Source organism: Spiroplasma endosymbiont of Villa modesta, assembly GCF_964030925.1.
Classification (GTDB): Bacteria; Bacillota_I; Bacilli_A; order Mycoplasmatales; family VBWQ01; genus Spiroplasma_E.
Map to the genome: position 1 here is coordinate 243,002 of NZ_OZ034992.1, position 19,822 is coordinate 262,823.

Annotated in this window: 29 protein-coding genes; 23 read left to right on the top strand and 6 right to left on the bottom strand. The window is 22.7% G+C overall.

All coding sequences use genetic code 4. The features are described from left to right. Window positions 1-215 precede the first annotated feature (215 nt). The 3 genes from AAHM89_RS01495 to AAHM89_RS01505 are packed head-to-tail and all read left to right on the top strand — an operon-like array spanning window position 216 to window position 2,852. A complete protein-coding gene (locus AAHM89_RS01495; protein ID WP_338958961.1) occupies window positions 216-674 on the top strand; it encodes a hypothetical protein in 459 nt (152 codons plus the stop codon). 8 nt (window positions 675-682) lie between these two features. Then, window positions 683-2,299 carry a tyrosine--tRNA ligase gene (gene tyrS, locus AAHM89_RS01500; RefSeq protein WP_342266737.1) on the top strand — a complete coding sequence of 539 codons (1,617 nt, stop codon included), beginning with the start codon at window positions 683-685 and terminating at the stop codon, window positions 2,297-2,299. A gap of 16 nt (window positions 2,300-2,315) precedes the next feature. Next, complete coding sequence (locus AAHM89_RS01505) at window positions 2,316-2,852, top strand: hypothetical protein (RefSeq protein WP_342266738.1); 537 nt, start codon at window positions 2,316-2,318, stop codon at window positions 2,850-2,852. 173 nt (window positions 2,853-3,025) lie between these two features. On the opposite strand, the gene AAHM89_RS01510 is transcribed toward AAHM89_RS01505, so the two are convergent. Together AAHM89_RS01510 and AAHM89_RS01515 are read right to left on the bottom strand one after the other, a co-directional pair. Next, a complete protein-coding gene (locus AAHM89_RS01510) occupies window positions 3,026-3,436 on the bottom strand; it encodes a transposase family protein (RefSeq protein WP_342266739.1) in 411 nt (136 codons plus the stop codon). A gap of 19 nt (window positions 3,437-3,455) precedes the next feature. Then, window positions 3,456-3,878: a transposase family protein gene (locus tag AAHM89_RS01515; RefSeq protein WP_339045912.1), complete on the bottom strand. Its 423-nt coding sequence runs from the start codon at window positions 3,876-3,878 to the stop codon at window positions 3,456-3,458. Window positions 3,879-4,153: 275 nt separating this feature from the next. Here AAHM89_RS01515 and AAHM89_RS01520 point away from each other — a divergent pair, with 275 nt between their 5' ends. From AAHM89_RS01520 to AAHM89_RS01580, 13 genes are all read left to right on the top strand, one after another. Continuing rightward, window positions 4,154-4,537, top strand: a complete 384-nt coding sequence (locus tag AAHM89_RS01520; RefSeq protein ID WP_342266740.1) for a hypothetical protein — start codon at window positions 4,154-4,156, stop codon at window positions 4,535-4,537. A gap of 270 nt (window positions 4,538-4,807) precedes the next feature. Further along, complete coding sequence (locus tag AAHM89_RS01525; RefSeq protein WP_342266741.1) at window positions 4,808-5,653, top strand: rolling circle replication-associated protein; 846 nt, start codon at window positions 4,808-4,810, stop codon at window positions 5,651-5,653. Window positions 5,654-5,703: 50 nt separating this feature from the next. After that, window positions 5,704-6,315, top strand: a complete 612-nt coding sequence (locus tag AAHM89_RS01530) for a hypothetical protein (protein WP_342266742.1) — start codon at window positions 5,704-5,706, stop codon at window positions 6,313-6,315. Window positions 6,316-6,522: 207 nt separating this feature from the next. Continuing rightward, window positions 6,523-6,810: a hypothetical protein gene (locus AAHM89_RS01535; protein WP_339048937.1), complete on the top strand. Its 288-nt coding sequence runs from the start codon at window positions 6,523-6,525 to the stop codon at window positions 6,808-6,810. Between the two features lie 97 nt (window positions 6,811-6,907). Then, the gene (locus tag AAHM89_RS01540) at window positions 6,908-7,054 is read left to right on the top strand and encodes a hypothetical protein (protein WP_342266743.1); all 147 of its coding nucleotides are present in this window, start codon (window positions 6,908-6,910) and stop codon (window positions 7,052-7,054) included. Between the two features lie 100 nt (window positions 7,055-7,154). Further along, the gene (locus AAHM89_RS01545) at window positions 7,155-8,018 is read left to right on the top strand and encodes a hypothetical protein (protein ID WP_342266744.1); all 864 of its coding nucleotides are present in this window, start codon (window positions 7,155-7,157) and stop codon (window positions 8,016-8,018) included. Between the two features lies 1 nt (window position 8,019). Next, window positions 8,020-8,253 carry a hypothetical protein gene (locus tag AAHM89_RS01550; RefSeq protein WP_174479931.1) on the top strand — a complete coding sequence of 78 codons (234 nt, stop codon included), beginning with the start codon at window positions 8,020-8,022 and terminating at the stop codon, window positions 8,251-8,253. 1 nt (window position 8,254) lies between these two features. Then, a complete protein-coding gene (locus AAHM89_RS01555; RefSeq protein WP_174480862.1) occupies window positions 8,255-8,461 on the top strand; it encodes a hypothetical protein in 207 nt (68 codons plus the stop codon). Window positions 8,462-8,748: 287 nt separating this feature from the next. After that, window positions 8,749-9,036: a hypothetical protein gene (locus AAHM89_RS01560; protein WP_342266745.1), complete on the top strand. Its 288-nt coding sequence runs from the start codon at window positions 8,749-8,751 to the stop codon at window positions 9,034-9,036. Between the two features lie 209 nt (window positions 9,037-9,245). Then, window positions 9,246-9,437, top strand: a complete 192-nt coding sequence (locus tag AAHM89_RS01565; RefSeq protein WP_338958204.1) for a hypothetical protein — start codon at window positions 9,246-9,248, stop codon at window positions 9,435-9,437. A gap of 2 nt (window positions 9,438-9,439) precedes the next feature. After that, the gene (locus AAHM89_RS01570) at window positions 9,440-10,498 is read left to right on the top strand and encodes a hypothetical protein (RefSeq protein WP_342266746.1); all 1,059 of its coding nucleotides are present in this window, start codon (window positions 9,440-9,442) and stop codon (window positions 10,496-10,498) included. 11 nt (window positions 10,499-10,509) lie between these two features. Then, complete coding sequence (locus tag AAHM89_RS01575) at window positions 10,510-10,812, top strand: hypothetical protein (RefSeq protein ID WP_342266747.1); 303 nt, start codon at window positions 10,510-10,512, stop codon at window positions 10,810-10,812. Between the two features lie 326 nt (window positions 10,813-11,138). Further along, window positions 11,139-11,549, top strand: coding sequence for a hypothetical protein (locus AAHM89_RS01580; RefSeq protein ID WP_342266748.1), 411 nt, complete (start codon window positions 11,139-11,141; stop codon window positions 11,547-11,549). A gap of 361 nt (window positions 11,550-11,910) precedes the next feature. On the opposite strand, the gene AAHM89_RS01585 is transcribed toward AAHM89_RS01580, so the two are convergent. The 4 genes from AAHM89_RS01585 to AAHM89_RS01600 form a co-directional block, all read right to left on the bottom strand. Further along, on the bottom strand, window positions 11,911-12,057 hold the full coding sequence (locus AAHM89_RS01585; RefSeq protein WP_342266749.1) for a hypothetical protein: 147 nt from the start codon (window positions 12,055-12,057) through the stop codon (window positions 11,911-11,913). 234 nt (window positions 12,058-12,291) lie between these two features. Continuing rightward, entirely contained in the window at window positions 12,292-12,903 is a 612-nt protein-coding gene (rpsD, locus tag AAHM89_RS01590; protein ID WP_342266750.1) for a 30S ribosomal protein S4, read from the bottom strand. Between the two features lie 442 nt (window positions 12,904-13,345). Then, on the bottom strand, window positions 13,346-13,885 hold the full coding sequence (locus AAHM89_RS01595) for a BspA family leucine-rich repeat surface protein (RefSeq protein ID WP_342266751.1): 540 nt from the start codon (window positions 13,883-13,885) through the stop codon (window positions 13,346-13,348). 254 nt (window positions 13,886-14,139) lie between these two features. Beyond that, the gene (locus AAHM89_RS01600) at window positions 14,140-15,300 is read right to left on the bottom strand and encodes an Mbov_0401 family ICE element transposase-like protein (RefSeq protein ID WP_342266752.1); all 1,161 of its coding nucleotides are present in this window, start codon (window positions 15,298-15,300) and stop codon (window positions 14,140-14,142) included. Between the two features lie 122 nt (window positions 15,301-15,422). On the opposite strand from AAHM89_RS01600, the gene AAHM89_RS01605 reads away from it, so the two are divergent. From AAHM89_RS01605 to AAHM89_RS01635, 7 genes are all read left to right on the top strand, one after another. Continuing rightward, window positions 15,423-15,803, top strand: a complete 381-nt coding sequence (locus AAHM89_RS01605; protein WP_342266046.1) for a hypothetical protein — start codon at window positions 15,423-15,425, stop codon at window positions 15,801-15,803. Between the two features lie 147 nt (window positions 15,804-15,950). Further along, window positions 15,951-16,484 (top strand): hypothetical protein, encoded by a 534-nt coding sequence (locus tag AAHM89_RS01610; protein ID WP_342266753.1) that lies wholly within the window; start codon window positions 15,951-15,953, stop codon window positions 16,482-16,484. A 14-nt stretch (window positions 16,485-16,498) separates the two neighbouring features. Further along, window positions 16,499-17,533, top strand: a complete 1,035-nt coding sequence (locus AAHM89_RS01615) for a hypothetical protein (protein WP_342266754.1) — start codon at window positions 16,499-16,501, stop codon at window positions 17,531-17,533. A gap of 107 nt (window positions 17,534-17,640) precedes the next feature. Then, window positions 17,641-17,814, top strand: coding sequence for a hypothetical protein (locus AAHM89_RS01620; protein WP_342266755.1), 174 nt, complete (start codon window positions 17,641-17,643; stop codon window positions 17,812-17,814). A 2-nt stretch (window positions 17,815-17,816) separates the two neighbouring features. Continuing rightward, window positions 17,817-18,110, top strand: coding sequence for a hypothetical protein (locus AAHM89_RS01625; RefSeq protein WP_342266756.1), 294 nt, complete (start codon window positions 17,817-17,819; stop codon window positions 18,108-18,110). Next, the gene (locus AAHM89_RS01630; protein WP_342266757.1) at window positions 18,073-18,909 is read left to right on the top strand and encodes a hypothetical protein; all 837 of its coding nucleotides are present in this window, start codon (window positions 18,073-18,075) and stop codon (window positions 18,907-18,909) included. The genes AAHM89_RS01625 and AAHM89_RS01630 overlap by 38 nt, the downstream gene beginning before the upstream one ends. Next, complete coding sequence (locus AAHM89_RS01635; protein WP_342266758.1) at window positions 18,909-19,820, top strand: hypothetical protein; 912 nt, start codon at window positions 18,909-18,911, stop codon at window positions 19,818-19,820. Before AAHM89_RS01630 ends, AAHM89_RS01635 begins: the two co-directional genes overlap by 1 nt. Window positions 19,821-19,822: the final 2 nt, after the last annotated feature.

Sequence of the window (19,822 nt, forward strand, 5' to 3'; positions counted from 1 at the left end):
GTAGTACTTTATAAATAAGTACTACTTTTTTATTATTTTATTTTTTATTAAAAATAAATTTGAGAAAAGTATTAGTACTTTTTATAAAATTAATTGATATTCACTAGTAATTTTTTTATCTTAATGAAGATTATGAAAATTATTCACCTTATATTAGGAATAATTAATCATTAAAATGTTATAATTTAATTATTGATTATCATTAAGGAGTTATTATGACAATAGAAAATACAGAAGTTGAAATTGAAAATGTTACTACTAATGTTGATAATGCTAAAAAAGAACCTTATCAATTAAGTAGTATTATTTCACCTATATTTGGTCTTAATCATCAAAAAATAACTACGATTCCAATTAATATTAAAAAAGCCGATAGTAGTTCTAGCACTATTGAGCAATATGTTGATAAAAAAACTAAAGAAAATATTTTTCGTGAAAAAGAAGTAGCGTATAATAATTCTAGTAATCTTGATAATACTAGAATTGCACAAATTAAAAAAAATAGAGAACAACAACAAATATATGATAGTTTACCATCGCGCTACCTAGAATTTCGCGATAAAATATTTAAAGAAACTACATCTATTAATTACAATAATGCAAGTAATAATAACGATACAGTTATTACAACTATTGATTTGTTAGTTGATGATATTTTAGATGAAAATAAATAGGAGATGCTATGAATAATATAATAAAATCCAATATTATTGACGAATTAAAATGACGTAATATCTTAAAAGATATTAGTAGCATAGATAAAGTAATTAATGCAGGAAAATTAGGAAAAGGAATATATTGTGGTTTTGATCCAAGTAATGATTCATTACATTTAGGTAATTTACTACAAATTATTTTATTGCATCGTTTTGCTATATTTGGTTTTCAACCAATTGCTGTTATTGGTGGTACAACAGCAATGATTGGTGATCCAAGTGGTAAAAATAAAGAACGTAATTTATTAGATGAAAATGTGTTACAAACTAATGTTAGAAAAATAAAAGAGCAGTTAGTGACATTATTAAGTTATGAAAATATTGATAATTTAACATCATTAGAATTAATTAAAACATGTAATTTATTAAATGATAAAGAATATGAAACATTAGAGATGATTATTAAAAGTATTAATCCAAATAATCAATATCAACAAACTTTAAGTAGTATTTTAAAAACATTGCCCTTACCTTGAGAAGAATTAGGATTATCAGCATCATTACTAAAAACTTTATATGAAATTTGTAATTTTGATCAAAAGTGAATTACTATGAAAAGTGATTTAAATAATCTTTCCTTTAAACAATTGTTAAATTATTGTGATAGTTATGTAGAAACTTGAATTACATTTTTAAAATTACCATTGGGAACATTAAACAATAAAATTAAACCAATTAAAATTATTAATAATCAAACATGATTAGGCCCACTAACAATTACAACTTTTTTGCGTGATATTGGTAAGCATTTTAATGTTAATCAAATGTTAGGCAAAGAAATGATTGCTAATCGTTTAAATTCTGGAATTTCTTATACTGAATTTTCTTATATGGTATTACAAGCGTATGATTTTTATCATTTATATGAAAAAGAGCAATGTTATATTCAATCTGGTGGTAGTGATCAATGAGGAAATATTACTTCCGGTTTAGATTTAATTAGAAAACAAAAAGGTGATGAACATTATGCTGCTGGTATTACTATTAATTTATTAACTAAATCTAATGGTGAAAAATTTGGTAAAAGCGAAAAAGGTGCTATATTTTTAAATAGTGAAAAAACTTCACCTTATGAGTTATATCAATTTTTATTTAATCAAGAAGATAAAGATTTGCCTACTTTTTTTAATTCTTTAACTTTATTTAGTGAAGAACAAATAGCAAAAATTTTAGTAATTCATAACAGTGATGTTAAGCAACATTATGGACAAAAGATTTTAGCAGCTTTATTAACAGTATTTATTCATAAATTAAATGGATATTTTAGTGCTATTAATATTACTAATGCTTTTTTCCACGACCGGATTCATCAAATGAAATCATCTGAGATTTTACAGGTTTTAAAAGATGTACCACATTTTAATCTTAATCATAATGAACAAATAATTGATTTTTTAGTTAATAATCAAATTTGTAATTCAAAAAGAATAGCAAGAGAACTAATTATTCAAGGCTCAATTGTTGTTAATGGTGAAAAAATTACCAATATAAATTTTCTTATTAGTAAAAAAAACGCAATTAATAATCAAGTAACAGTTATTAAAAAAGGTAGGCGTCATTATTTTATAGTTGTTCATAAATAAGGAAGGGTATTTAAATATGATATTTATTTATGTTTCTCCATTATTATGGGATATTATTATTTTTGGTATTGTTACTGGTTTTTTTATTGGGGGAAGAGCATTAACATTTATTAGCGCTGGTAATTTACTTAGTATTGGTTTAATGTTGGCATTTAAACCAATGTTAATAGATTCTTTTAAAAATATGGTATCACCATGGTTTAGTGACCTTAGCGGTAGTTTTGCTTCATTTAAGAATTTATTAACTGATAATATTGGATTTTTGATATATGCTATTGTTTGAATTATTGGTATTAATATTTTATTTTGAATAATCTATATTATTTTATATTTTGTACTTTTTAATAAAAATAAAATTGAACACAAAGCAATAAATGCTACAGCGGGAATTTTAATTAATTTTATTAGAATGAGTATTTTAGGTAGTATCATAATAATTATGATGGGTACTAGTGTTTTCGGTAATAAATTATTAAGTTATGGTGTTATTAAAAATGAAATACCAACAACTTCTGTTACTCATAGGACATATTCCGTAATTAAATTTAATTAATTGTCAATAAAATTGTTTTAAAACTATTTAGTGTTATTGAATATAGAAATAAATATTTTTTGAAAAAATAGTTTAAAAAATGAGTTTACATTTTAAACAAAAAATTGTTAATAATATTTTTATATTAACTCGATAAAAATTTAAATTTTAAAAAAATATTTTTAAAATTTTTTTTATTTTAATGGTTTTATTTTATTAAAAATTTCACAAAGTAAGTTAAATCTTAAGTACATAAGTCTAAATTTAGATTTTCTACATTTATTTACTAAAATTTTGAATCTTTTCAATCAAGCAAAGACATGTTCAACTTTAATTCTAATTTTAGATACAATCTTATTGTATTTTTTTTCTTGTTTAGTTAATTTTTTATTTTTAGTTCTTTTAATTGGTATTATTGTATTTTTATAAATATTTTGTATACCTTGATATCCTAAATCACCAATAATTATTGTTTTTTCTGAAAATTCAAGATTTGAATTTTTTAATATTTGAAAATCATGCACTTTACCATTATCAGCAAAAATATCAACAATTTTTTTATTAAAAAATCATATACAATTTGAAATTTTATAGAATACATTCAACTTTTACCAGAAAAATATTCTAACTGTAGTTTTTTTTAGTTGGTCTTTCAATTTCAATCTCAGTTGAATCAATTAAATAAAATTGAAATTCATTTGAATTTTCTTGTTTTTTATCAATTTTTAATTTATATCTTTCTTTTAAAAATTGGTAATCTTTGTGGTTACTAAGTTTATTTTCTACTCAAGTAATATTTCGAAAACAACTTGATGGGCTCATTTTAGATTTAATACTCATTTGAAAAAAAGTATAATATTCTTTTCAGTATAATAAAGTCATCATTAATCTTTCTTCTACTGAAAGTTTATTTTTTCGACCTTTATTTTTTTCTAATTTTTCTATTTCAATTAATTTTTCTAACATTTCATTAAAATGAAAACGTTTTATACCAAAATATCTGTAAAATTCTTCATTTTTTAATTTTTTTAAATTTTCAAAAATCATTTTTATCAACACTTTTCTAAATTTATTGTTAATAACAAAATTATAAAATAAATTTTAAAATTATTACTTGATTTTTCAAAAAAATAATTACGGAATATGTCTATAAAATATTTAGTAGTATTGATAATAATCTTCCTTTTTTAAATGTTAATGTAACAGACATTAACACTGTTATTGATTTATATCAAAATAGTGAAACATTAAAACAGAGTATAAATGAATTAAAAAATAATACAACTTATGAGGAATGTTACAGTACTGTTGAAAAGTTAAAAATGATAGGTATATTAAGAGTAGATGAAACCTATAAAATTGCTAATGCTCTAAAAGAAATGGAATCAACAGGTGATATCAATGCTAATAAAAAAATAATTATAGAACTCTTGCAACAACACGGAGTTGATAATTTTTTAGATGTTAATTATATGGTATCAGTTTTTAATGCTTATGCTAATATACTTAATTTATATTCGGAAGTAGTACAAGTATTTGATGATAATTTAAAAGATATGCCAATAATAGATACTACACTTCCAAAAAATATGGGTCGTTATAATCTTTTAAACCCTAAAATTTCTGCTTTTACTAATTCAATTAAAGATGTAATAGTGAGAGAACATATTATTCAAAATTTAAAAAATATTTATAATCCGTTTTAATAAAAATAAAAAATAGTTGAGGCATTTAATTTTTATTTATAACTGGAGTAGTAATTTTTCTTTGTGTTTTAAAAAAATATGATATTATTACCTAGTAATTTAATTAAGTAACACAATTCAATTAAGTAACACAATTCAATTAAGTAACACAATTCAATTAAGTAACACAATTCACCGCAAGATAATTTATTAATTATTTTGATTTTTGTGTTATGATTATTTTGTTATTAAAATATATAAAATTATTAAAAAATCTGTGGAGTTTTATATATGCAAGAGAATTTTTATATTAAAAAAGTATATTATGGTGCTTATGTAAAAAATATAATTTTACCTATGAGTGCTATATTAAATAATAAACGTAATGAAATTGGTATTAAAAATTTAGGTATTAATGATAAAAAAATGCGTAATTCTACTATTCGGACTAAAACAAAATTAATACATAAAGCCTATCATAATTTTTATAATTCAAAGGTTTTAAGTTTTGTTACTTTAACTTATGCTGATAATATGCAAATTAACAAAGCAAAACATGATATTGCTATATTCTTTAAACGTTTAAAACGTTGATGAAATGACCCTAAACGTGCTAAATATTTAGGTGAATTAAAATATATGTATGTTTATGAATATCAAAAACGTGGTGCTATTCATTTTCATATATTATTTAATAGAAAAATACATAAAAGTATGTTGCCACAATGATGACCATTTGGTTTTAATGATGTAAGAGTTGTTCAAAAGGGTACTAATGAAAATATAGTTAAGTATTTAAGTAAATATGTTGTAAAAGTACAAAATGATATAAAATCTCAAAATCAATATGATTTAGGTGTTCGTGCTTATGCTTTTAGTCGTAATTGTTCTAATCCAAAAGTGATTAAAGGCCAAAAAATAATGTTATATCAGCGTTTAATTGATGCTTCTGTTAATGCTTTACATACACAATTTTTTAAAAAGAAAATTGATAATTTAGGTCGTACTATACTTTTTGGTGGTAGTTTTGATACTACTGTTTTTGGTGATAATTTTAAAGATTATGATGAATATGTTTCAATTGATAGTATTAGGTTTAGAAATGCAATTAAACGTGTACCAAGAATTTTACATTAGTGAAATATTTTGATATAATTTATGAAAAATGTAAAGAGTTGATTATTTTTATGTCTAATGAAAATTTTATATATTTTTTAGATAATGCCTATAAACCAAAATGTGATTATAAAGAAGTAAATTTAGTTGAACCTAAAAGTTATGATTTAGAATTATGAAAGTTATTTTTATTTTTATGTTTTCTTAATGATAATATTTATACTACATATTCTAGTTTAGACCTTAAATTTAGAAAACCATTAATGAAAATTAATATACTTCTTGAAAAAGAATATAATTTAATGTTAAATAATAATGAGAAATTTAACCAAAATATATTTGAAATTGAAAATATAAAAAATGCTTTTAATGAAATAGATAAATTACATAGTGAAGTTGCAAATAAATTTCAAAAATGTAAGAAAAATAAATTATTGAAGTTAGAATCGCTTGAAATAAATTATTCAAATTTTATAAATTTTATTTATTCTGATCATAAGTATAATTTAGGAAAATTTTTAAATAATTATTGTATAACTATTATTGAAATACCAAAATTAATTTTAAAAACAAAATATTTACAAAAGAAAAAAACGAAAATAATATTTTCTTTTGTAAAAGATTTATTATTTTTAGTTTTATCTATTTTGTCGATAATATTGGCAATAGTTGCTTTAAAATAAAATATTATTTTACTAAATTACTTGTATATATATATATATATATATATAATGGTTAATGGCAAAGATGTAGAGTTTTACCACAGATTTAACTTTATGTTTTTGCTTTTTTTGTTGTTTTTTTATTTTTTTCTGTTATATTATAATTAATAATGTTTATTACCCGCATTATTAATCTGACTATTATTAGTCTAATCTGTGGAGGTTAAGATGTATTTTCTTTGTCAATTGACAAAAATTAGAAGTAATGAAGTAATTAAAGATGAAAAAAGTGGTAAGTCCAAAAATTATGATGTACTTACTTTTTCGCCGTTTTATGTTACTGATAAAGGTATTAAAATATCAACTGGTGAAAAATCTAAGGATAAATGAGTTTTACATGATAGTGAATTATTTACTAAACTTTCTAAAATGAATTTAAGTCTTGGTTCTTATTATGATGTTGAAATAACATGAGAAGCAAAAATTATTGACATACATAATTTAAAAACTAAATAGTTATTTATTATAGGGTAATTGTTAAATAATTATTTAAAGGATTTAAGTTATGTCAAAAATTAATAATTGTGCTTGTGAGTAACATTTTCATTTAGCAATGTATATATGTAAACTTTGTGACCAAGTTATTTGTCCTAAAAGAGTTTTACAAAATTTATATACTGGAAAATATTACTGTCCAAATTGCATATTAGATATTGCTTTGGTTAAACAAAAAGAACAATTACAACAAAAAGAGAATTAAAAACTAAATAGGGAGCATATATATACTTTTTTGTGTACTTTGCTCCCATGTTATACAAATTAGTATAAATATGCTCCTTATTAAATAAGGAGTTTTATTTATGCCTAATGAGTTAGAACAAACTAGTAATTATACTTTAACTAAAATATTAAGAACTAGATTAAGTCCATTAAGTGCTATGGTAGGAGTTAGTGCTTATTATGGTCAATATTTAAAAGACCCAATTTTGGGAAGTATTAATTCGTTGTTATTTAGTAAGAAGTTAGGAATTGATATATGGAATATTAATCAAAGACCAACTACTAGAAATAAAGTTATTAATAGTTATAAAAAGATATTTTTAGGATTAGGAACAATTGGATTAGTTAATTATGCTAAATTTGTTCAGTATGTAGATAAGTCAGTTTCTTTATTAAGAGATGAACCATGTTTTTGACCACCATGCCCTACTGAACCACCAAGACCAACATATCCACCGTTTACAACTGTTAAGCCCATAATTGATGTACCTTTTGTAGATTGAGATACTTATATATCTTTAAATAGTTTTGGTATAGCAAATGTTATTAGTGGTTTAACTGAGTTAATACCTAATAGGTTTGAAACTATACGTAAAATAGCAAATATGGGTACTGGTGGTTGTTTGATTAGTAGTGGTGTTGCAATGGGTATTAATAATGATTTTAGTAATTATTTTGCTATTCCTACAATAGTTGCTGGTGCAAGTGAGATTATAAATACTTTATTGTTACCATTAGGAAATACACATAATCATACAGAGCTACAAGAAGTATTTACTGATGAAAGAGCAAGATTAATTAATGCTAGTGTTAGTGATTATCAAAGTACAGATGATGGTATGGTTGATGTTGATTTAAATGATGATAGTATGTCAGAGATTAATTTAGATAGAGCAAGTTTAAATTGGGATTATTCTTATGCTTATACGTTAGGTGGTGTTTAAAATGGATTTTAAGGAGATTATAAAATATGCTTTATATATTGGTGGGTTTTGCCTTATACTTTGATTTTGTCGTAATTGAATACATGAGGGTATACAGAAATTCAAACATAAAAAACATGTAAAGGAAAAAGAAAATGACCCTGATTGTACTTTTTGTCGTAAAGATTTTGAAAAGAAGAAACGTAAATTAGAAATGGAAAAACAACAAAAAGAATTAGAGAAAGGGGGTGATTAATATGCCAGCTGGATTATCAGCGTTATTAACCATGATAGGTGGTGTAGGACAACAATTATTAAATGCTTTTACTTATATTTTTGGTTGAGTATTTACTACTGGCGATGGTGGAACACTTACAAATTGACCGGTGTTAATTTCAATTGTATTTATGGTTCTTGTATTTATTAAGCAGTTTGTTGGTCATATTATCCATGGAACCCATTAGTAATTAGAAAGGAGTAAGCAAATGGTAAAGTTATTTTTTAGTTTGGTTTTTGTTTTACCTTTATTAGGTAGACTTTTACCAGTTGTTAATACTTTGGTACAAACTATTTATATGCAGTATTTAAGTTCTTTTGCTGGGTTGCATACTGTGACACTTTTTATTAAGTCGTTTTTTTATGATAGTTTATACACTTTACCTTTGCCTATTCTTGCTTTAATAAATGTTAGTTTTGTATTTTATTTAATTTTAGGATTATTTAGATTTACAAGACATTAGGATGTGAAATTATGTTTATACCTTTTATTACAACTGTTATGCAATTATTTGCTTCAATTTTTATGAAGTTTTTTAGTTTTCCACTTGGTGATTTAGGTTTTAATTTAGGTACGTTAATGATATTTTTGATTTTGCTTAGATTTGCATTTAGGGTTATTTTACCTGAATTAATGTTACCAACATTAGGTTTAGGTTATGGTGTTAAGAAAATTGGTAAGGCTTCTGTTTCAGTTGGTAAAGCAATTGCTAAGGGTCATAAGCAAACCCAAGATGTTAGTGGAATAGATGTTGGTAATTAATTATGAGTGATTTTGTGAATAGTATATTGCATTTAATTTTTATATTTTCTAGTAATGATATTGGTATATTTTTAAATCAAACTAATATTACTGATGAAGTTTATATTTTGTTTAATTTGACTTTTTGGTTGGTATTAGGTGTATTTTTTAATTTTATTTATCGTGTTATTAAATTTGTTTTTAGGTCATTGTTTGGGTAGGTGTTAAGTATGAGTGTTTTAGAAATTTACAATAAAATACATCAATGTATAGTTGATTATTGAACTATGTTTATAGGTAAGCCAGTTGATGATTTTACTACTATTTTATGAAATTTAGTAGTTTATGGAACTCAGTTTTTTATTGGATTTGTTTTGTTTTATGGTTCTTGGTGAATTTTAAAATGTTTATTTGGTAAATAATTATGTGATTTAAGTTTGCTAAATTATTTTTTGTTGTAAATACTTCTGTTCAAGCACCCACTAGTTTAATTGCTTCAAATGACCCTAATGTTGTTAATTATGATATTACAAAAGAAATGGTTAAACATGTTAAATATCATGATTTTGATGATTGAGCAACCATTCCTTGAAATTCTGCTTATTTTGATGTTGACCAACCGGATTTAAAATTAGTTAGTGGTGAATTTATAGGAAATAATGAAGGTTTATATACATGTTATTATTATAGTGATACAGTTGGTGTTCCATCACAAATGATAGATATGGGAACTGGTGTTTATACTTTTAATAGAAAACAATTAGATGAATTTTCACGTATTATGTTTAATCATAATTATGTTGCAAAGAATAATACTAATAATTTAAATTTTGTTAATACTGGTAAAAGTATTATAAATTTTCAAACACAATTAAATTTTGAAATTGATAAACCTTTAAGTTTTTATATTCAAGGTTTTATGTTTTATTTTGAATATGAATATTTTAAAACTTTTACTGCTAATTTTGTTTTTAGTTTTTTAGATAATGTTGGTGATACAAAGTATGTTTTTAAAGGTAAAGTTGATAATGATATTTATCAGCAAGATTTATATAATTTTGTTACTATGCCTATTCGTGTTCCAAATTTAAGACATTTAACAGTATTTTTTGATGTTCATGGTGAATCAACTAGACCAACTTTTTCACCACAATTAAATTTTGGTCAAATTAATATTTTTTCAAGTGAGAAAGTAACACCAGTTCCGCCAAATAGTCCTTTTAATCCTGAGTATGAGCGTGTTAGTTGATATGATGTTTTTGGTCATTTGCGTAATGCTTTTAGATGAGTACTTTATGGAGTTGTTGGTAAAGTTTTACCCGTGGAACCATTAAGAGAATTTTTTACTAAACTTGACGGATTATTGAGACGTATTTTTGATGATACTATTAGTTCTGTTTTAAATGTTGATTTTACTAGTGGTTTAGAACAAGTTTTAACTTTATGAGTATTTTTAAAAGCAGTAGGATTTTTAATTGGTTAGGAGTTGAAATAATGCCTTGATATGGTTATTTACTTTTAGGAGTTATATTATTAATAATATTTTATCCATTTTTAATAACTAGAAAAAATATAAAGATATTACAACGTGTAGGTAGTTATATTATTTCAGCACCACCACGTACTGGTAAATCTGCTCTTGCTTGTTGTTTAGCACAAAAACATAAGGGTAGGGTAGTAAGTCCTATTCCTATTAAAGTTCGTAATGAGTATAGTTATCGTTGTTCTTATGATGATGTTTTTAAATTTAATCAATTAAATAGTAATAGCATTAGATTTTACTGTTGATGATATTAGAGCAGTAGGATTAGATAAGTTGGATAATATATTACAAACTGAAAAGAAAGAAACTGAAAATACTGTATGCCGTACTTGTTATTATAGAAATAAATATTCTAAGCAAGATATTAAAGATGTTAAAATAGAGTAAACCTATATTATTGGTCGAAGCCAACCAGAACCTTGGTTGGTTGGCCGTGGCGTTTACGCCACTGGGGTGAGTTGCGAAGCAACTAGGGGCAAAGCCCCTATATACTTGATAAATGTTTTTTTCCTAGTATAGATATTTTCTATATTAGGATTTTTATTAAGTTAATTTCAATAAGCAAAGGAAGATAAAGAATATGTTAGATGATTTATTAAGAAAAACATTAGAAAACACACCTAAAGAATATAAGAAAAATATGATTGACAGTTTCAGAATAAATATAGGTAAATTAATTAATAATATTAATGACTATATAGACGTTGAAGAGAAAATTTATAATGCAGAAAGTAAAGCAGGATATTCTGTTTCTTATAATCCTTTTTATATGTCACTTCAACATCGAATTAATATCCAACTATTAAAAGAAATAGTAAATGCTCTTAATAATGTTGATGAATTAGAAAAGTTTAAAAAATTAGAAGAAATATATAAAGAATTAGTTACTAGAAAAGAAGAAATTAAGCACCAAATTCAAGATGAAAGAATGCTAATAAATATAAAGAACCTAATAATCCTGACTTACAAACAAGAATTAATCAAATTTTAGAAAATGGTCCATTAACAAGACAACAAAATTTTATTGATGCAGCAAATCAAGAACATATTCCTAATAATGGTAATGGTTCAAATAGTTTTCATAATGTTATATAATATGAACTTATATTAAGTTCATTATTTATAGAGAACATATAAAAGTTACCCTTTGGGGTAACTTTTACAATATTTTATTTTTTATTAAATCAATAGTATTTTCTACTTGTTTATTATTACTTTCTTTTTTGTCTTTTGTCTTAATAAATCGATAAGTACTAATGATTAAAAAACCTATATAAATTAAATAAGATATCGTTAATACTGATATTAGTAAAATATTATCATAATAATTTTTAGTAAAAAATGAAAATATGTTACTTAATTAAAGGAATTATAGCTATTCATAAAATTAAATATTTCTTTTTGTTTTTACTAATTCCTAATCAGCCAATAGCTGTTATCATAACAGCTATCACAAAAGTAATACTAACTATTTTTTCAGAAATTTCATTTTTAATCATTTTTATTCTTCCTTTACTCATCTATAATTAACATTATATCATTTAATTTAATTGACATAGTAGTTGTAGAAAATTAATTGTTACTTTTGTTTTAAGAAAATTGATTAATAGATAATTAATTTATATTTTATTTTTGAAAAAATAAAAAAAATAATAAATGCTTTTATTGATATATACCATCTAAAAAATAAATCTGTTATCAATTGATAACAGATTTTAAATTAATTATTAATTTTAAGCACGTCCATATGATTCAACAACTAATGCTTCATTAATATCAGTATTTAGTTCGTCACGTAGTGGATGACGTACATATGTACCAATAAATGTTTTTTTATTGAATTCAATAAATGGTAATGTTGAAGCATTAGCGCTTAATGCTTCAAAAATTTTTGCATTTTTTTGTGCCTTTTCAGTAATAGTAATTTTATCTCCTATTTTAACACGATATGAAGGAATATTAACTTTTTTACCATTAACTAAAACATGACCATGATTTACTAATTGACGAGCACCTTTTCTTGTCAAAGATAAACCTAAACGAAAAACAATATTGTCTAATCTTGATTCTAAGAATACCAACAAGTTAGTACCAGTAACACCATGAGTTTTTTTTGATTCATCAAATAAATTTTTCATTTGACGAGCATTTAAACCATAAGTGAAACGAATTTTTTGTTTTTCTTGTAATTGTAATCCATAGTTAGAAAGTTTAATTCTTTTTTGACCGTGTTGTCCAGGAGCGAATGTTCGCTTTTTTCCTTTTGCAAATTCTTTACCAGATTCAAGAATTGAGAAGTTTAATCTTCTTGATTTTCTAAAAACCGGACCAGTATATCTTGACATAATAAAAACCTCCTTGGAATGTATACAAACACAAAGAGACTTTAATAAGTTCTCATTAAGATAGTTTACAATTCGCCAGAACAGCACTGGTTACTATTAAGATTAATAGAAAAATTCTACTAATAAAAAGAATAATCTTTGAGGGTAAACTATTTGCAACTTAATAATACTTATTTGCTGCTTTTGTGAATGCTTGTTAATTATAGGATAAGTAATGTTATTTGTCAAATATTATTTTTCATTTTTGCAATTAAATATCATTAAATTTTAGTTATTATTATTTTTAAAAAATAATTTAAATTTATATAATAAAATTTAGTATTTAATTTAAAAAAGTTAGTTATTGAATTTTGGTATTTTTTTGTCATCAGTTATTCCTGAATTCCAGAAAAAGTCAATATATTCTATGACTTTTTCTACATTTCATTTTGAAATATCTTGATTAAATTTTTTTTGCATCATAGAACATAAAATTCATATCTTTTACATTAGAAGTATCACAATTTGAAAGATCTTGATTAAATTTTTTTGCACTAGCAAACATACTACGCATGTCTGTTACTTTTTCAACTTTTCATTTTGAAAGCTCTTTATCAAATTCAAGAGCATTACAAAACATGTAACTCATATCTGTTACTTTAGAAGTATTTCAGTTTGAAATATTTCCATTAAAGTATTCTGCATAGTAAAACATGTAACTCATATTTGTTACATTAGAAGTATCTCAATCTGAAAGATCTTGATTGAATTGTGATGTACCACCAAACATATTATGCATAGTTGTTACATTTGAAACATTTCATTTTGAAATATTTTGATTGAATGATTGTGTAAGAGAAAACATTGATGTCATGTTTGTCACTTTTGAAGTGTTTCACTTTGAAATGTCTTGGTTGAATTTTGAGCTACCAGAAAACATTTCTCTCAAAGATGTTATTTCTGATGGTAGTTTGTCAGGTACTTTTTCAATTATTCTTGGCATTTTAACCACTTGAATTTCACCTTGTTGATTTTTATAAAAACCAATTTGAACAACCTCTTTACTTTCTATCGAACGTATTTCAAATGTGGATATAATTTAATTTTCTTTAAATAAAAGATAAAATAAATTATTAATTGTTATAAATATTATAACCCTAAAAAGGGTTAATGTCAAGTCTTAATATAGATTTTATTAACTTTTATAAAATAAAAATTCCTAACTATTTAGGTTTAGAATTATTAAATTTTATAAATTTAAACAAATACTTTTAATTTATTAATTCTTGCTTGTTTTAATTTTAATAAATTAAAAAATGCTTCTTTTGAATAAATTTTTGCATTATTATTAGATATAGATTTTATTAAATGATAAACATCACTTTCAGCACTACAACCAATATTTCAAATAGCATTTTGATTTTCAATACCTTTTTTATTATTTTTAAAATATTCATATATTTTTTCATCAGCATTATTTTCTTTTAAATAATCTAATAATTTATAATAATTACCATTTAAAAATAATTTATAATATGCATAATTTAATTTTTTATTATTTTCTTTTGTTTTTTTACCTTTTCCTACAATAAATAATTGTTTTAATTTTTGTAATGGATGTCATTTATCTACAGCATAATCAATATTTAAATAATTAGCAGTAGATTTAAGATAAGTTGCACCATCACCAGTTAATTTTAAATTTTCATTAGTATAACCAATAAAAATATTATCTAAATTAGTTATTATAGATTTACCAAATTCTTTTTTAGTAATTCTTTGACCTTTTTTAGTTGATAAAACAAAAATATATTTATTTTCTAAAACATGTCTATTATCAGTAGATTTATTTAAATCAAAACCTGTACTTATACTTACTGTTCTATGTCTAAATTTTCTTTTCTTTTTATTATCAATTAAATTATTATATGATTCATCTGATTGAATATAAATATAATCAGTTGGTAATATTTTTATTTTTTCTTGTGGTAATTCTTGAACAAATATAGTAGTTTTTTTTAATCTTCTACAAATAGTTGATAAAGATATACTTATTTTTAAATTATGTTTAATTATAGGATATGTAATATTATTTAAATCTGCATTCAATATTATTAATTTATTAACTCAATTTGTATAATTTTTATATTTATCAATATCAATATATGTTCTTGTTGGAGTTATAATTTCATTTGTTAATTTATTTTTATATGTTCTTAATGGTAAATATGATAATCCAAATTCACTTTTTATTAAATGTTTTCTACGTTTTATTAATTTATATTTACTTCTATCATATTCATTTAAAAATCAATAATTATCATATTTTAATATTTTATTATCATAATCTAATAACATTTGTTTTTCATGATTAATTTTATGTTGATAATTATCAAGTTTTTCGGATATTAAAATCATAATATTATTCCTTTCTAAATACATAATTTTTAGTATAACAATTATTAATTGTTCAGTGTTGTAATATACTTTGCTTAAAATGTTATAATTAGTATATAAATATTGAATATAGGTGATATAATATGCCAGAAAAAGAAAAAAAATATGGTGAAAAATTAAGTGTTAATTATAAAACTCAAATTGATAATTATTTAAGAACTAAAAAGGTTATATTAACTCCACAAGGATTAAATAATGCACTTGGAATTGATAGAAAATTTGTTTATGATTGCCGACGTAGAAGCAATCCATGACGTAAAAAATTTATTAAAGATTATGATAATGCAAGAGCGATAATTTCAACTCATATGTTAGAAAAATCATTAGTAAAACCAGAAATAATTTATAAACATTGACAAGTTAGTTATCCGAATGAATATGATATTAATGAAGAAGATAATAACTCAAAAAGTAATATAATTATTAATATTTGTGAACCTAGAAAAATAGAAAATAATGATTAAAAACCTATAATAAATATAGGTTTTTTTCTTTATTTTAAAGGATAAAAATGATATACTTTAATAAAGTGAATATGTTAAATTAACATATATAAAAGTGACCTATTAACCAAGTGAATTATTAAAAATTAATAAAGGGAGATTAAAAGTATGAGTGATTTTACTTTTGATGAAAAAGAGAATTATAGTTTAGATGATCTTAAAAATTTACTAAAACAACATAGAAATGTAGTATATGCTGAAAGTAAAAAAGATATTGAACCTAAATTAAGTGAATATGAAACTAAAATAAAAGAATATGAAAATAAAATTAATAGTTTTGAAGAGCAACAATTATTTTCAAATATTAAAGATACTAAAAAAGTAAATTTAATTAAAAATTTAATGAATACTGATAATTATAAATCTTTATCTAAACAAGAAGCATTTAATAAAATAAATGAAGATTATAAAGATTTTTTAATTGATAAATCAGAACCTATTAAACAAGAAAATAAACAACAAGATAATTCAATTAATCCTACTGATTTAATTTTAAAATTACATAATAATTCATTAGACCATTTTAAAATTGCTCAAGATTTAAAAAATAAAGCAAAAACAGAAGGAATGACTAATCAAAAAGAATTAGAAGATTTAGTTGAAATTACTAGAAATGAAGTTTTTCAATCTATTAGTAAATAGAAAGAAGTTTTATTATGGGAGCTATAAAAATACCTGAAGCATTTTTTATTAAAGGTAATAATCCTACTGAAAATGCTATTTTAAGTGTACTTGAAGCACAAGTACGTGGTGAATTAACAAGTGAAAAATCAACAATGTATATGCGTGGAACTTGTAGTGCTACTCAAATTGGTGAAATGGCTGGAGTTGCTATAGCATTTTATAGAGCTACAGTTCGTGTATTATGAGGATCAACATGAGATTGAAAAAATGGTACTAAAAGACAAAAAGGTGATGTTTATACAACTAAATTAGAAATTAATAAATATTTAACAATTGATTTTGAAATTCCAGAATTTGATATTGAAAGATTTATGAAATCACCAAAAGATATTGCAGTACAAATTGTTTCAAATTGAACAGCTTCATTTATGAGAAATTTAGGTGAAAATTTAGAATTAATATTTTTAAATGGTATTCAAGATTATGCTATTGCTAAATCATTAGTCTTACCTTTAGATTTAATTAATATGAATGCAGAACAAGCAAAAGAAGCTTATTATAAAATTTGAGCAAGAAATAATAAATTAATTAAATTAGTTAATTATATTACTGTAGGAACTAATAGAGAAGATTTAATGGGAGCAACTGGAATTGATAGTAATTTAGGTTTATCAAAAGCATTTACTGTTTTAAATTATAGTCAAATTTCAGCAGATACATTAGCATATGGTAGAAGATATACAAGTTTAATTGCTGGTATGGAATTTTGAGAAAGTTTTTATTTAGAACAAGAATTTATTCATGATACTGAAAAAGCAATGCATTTAGAAAAAGATTATAGTTTAAAAAATACACATGGTTTTGTAGTTAATAGATATATGTGAGGTATGCCAATTTCATTTACTAAAATAAGACAAAAATTAGATAATGATACAGATAATATTAAAATTATTGGTAAATGTTTATTTGCATTACCTAGTGCTATTAGACCAAATTTAATGTATTTAATTAGACCAACTATGCCTACAATTGAAGAAATAAAAGAAGCAAGAGCAAAAGATTTTTAACTAATCCTAAAAATGAAAATGCAACTTATCAATCAACTTTATATGATGATATTAATAAATTAAATTTAGAAGATGTTATTTATTATAGAAATTTAGGAAAAATTACTATGGCTGGTGATAAACCTACTAATGATGAATTAGAAAATGCAATAATAAATGCTGGTAATAATGGTTATGAAAAAGGTAAAGCAAAATTTGATATTAAATCAACAAGTGCAACTATGACTGGTAATAATAGTGATTATTATGGAGTAGTAAATTTAGAATTTACTAAAAAATAATTATGGAATATATTTATAAATATTTTAATGAAAAAGCACATATTATTATTTATTCACCAAAACCAGAAGATTTAACTACTAGTAATGATATTAGAGCAATTTTATTAGATGAATATCCTAAATTAAGAAATGATTATTTTATAGTAAGTGATGTACATGATAATTTTGCAATATGTGTTGGTAATAATATAAATTGTCAAGGAACAGTTAGAATTCAAATTAAAAAAACTAATCAATTATTAAAAGGAGAAAATAAATATGCCACAACAACATGCTGAGACTACACAATTGAGTAACTATACTTTAACTAAATTAATAAGAACTGGTATAAGTCCTATTTGTGCAATGATTGGTACAAGTGCTTATTATGGTCAAGTAATTGCAAATCCATTATTAGGTTCAATTAATAGTTTATTATTTGGTAAAAAATTAGGTTTAGATATTTGAAATTTAAATCAAAGACCAAATACTAAAACTAAATTAATTAATAGTTCTAAAAAAATCTTATTAGGATTAGGAACAATTGGATTAGCAAATTATAGTAAGTTTACTAATTCTTCCATTAATCCTAATCCAACTGAAAGTCCAATAACAACTACTACTATTGACCCATTTCCACCAGATTTATTATTTAGTAATCCAAATACTACTGATAATCATTTAATGGATTGAGATACATATATTAGTTTAAATGCTTATGGTATATCAAATCTTATTAATGGAATTCTAGAATTAATACCTAATAAATTTGAAACAATAAGAAAGATTTGTAATATGGCTACTGGTGGATGTTTAATTTCAAGTGGTGTTGCAATGGGTATTAATAATGATTTTAATAATGCTTATGCAGTACCTACTATTATTGCTGGTGCAAGTGAAATAATCCATAATTTACTACCTATGGAAACTACAAATCATATTCAAGAAATGCAAGAAACATCATTTAATGATGAAACTGCAAGATTAATAAATGATAATAGATTTACTATTAATAGTGAAACAACTAGTCAATATGGTAGTGATAATATGAGTGAAGTACCATTAAATCATGATAATGTTTCATTAAATTGAGATTATAATCACATGAGTTTATAATGTTACCTTTAATTATTGAATGAATATATTATGCATTAGCAAGTAATGATATTAAATTAGCATTAATAAATGCTTTAAAAACTTATTATAAAAATCAATCATTAAAAGCAGTATTTGATAGTGAAAATATTAGTGAAAAAGAAATACATCAACCATATAGTGTTTTTAATCCAAATATACTTAAAAAATTAACAAGTATATTAAAACCAAGTGAATTATCTATATTACAAAATGAAATTAATAAATTTAAAAATCCAATAAATAGTTTTAAAAATTATATTATGCCAACAGAAATTAGAACAGTTAAAAATTATGTTAATAAATTTAATAATTTATTTAAAGAAAATGAAGAAGAAATACCAAATAATGCATGAGAAGTATTATCAAGTTCATGATTTAAAAAAGGAAGATTTATTGTTGATAATAAAAATTTAAAAATTGGAACTTTAACAACATTATTTCAAAGTGATAATGATAAAAGACAAATATGATATGGTCCATATACTTATCCAACATTTCCACAAGAAATATGAATATTAATGACACAAGCAAAAGGTAAAAATGGTTCTGGTGCTGGAACAATATTTTGAAAATTTTGAAATAGAAAATGATTACCAAGTCAATTAAGAAAATATGTTAAAAGTGAATTATCAAAAAAAGGTAAATATTATGGTTCACAAGATACTAGTGTAATTTATCCAAATAATATTAATGTTCAAAAAACTATGCATTTTATTAATAAATTAGAAAAAGGTTTTTTTAAATTAAAAGAATATAAAAATTTATCTAAAAATGAAATAGGAAGTAATCAATGAAGATATGAAAGAAAACAATTATTAAAAAATTCTTTACATACAAGAAAATATATAAAAATTAAAAGAAATTCTAATTTTTATAAAACATGAAAGTAGGT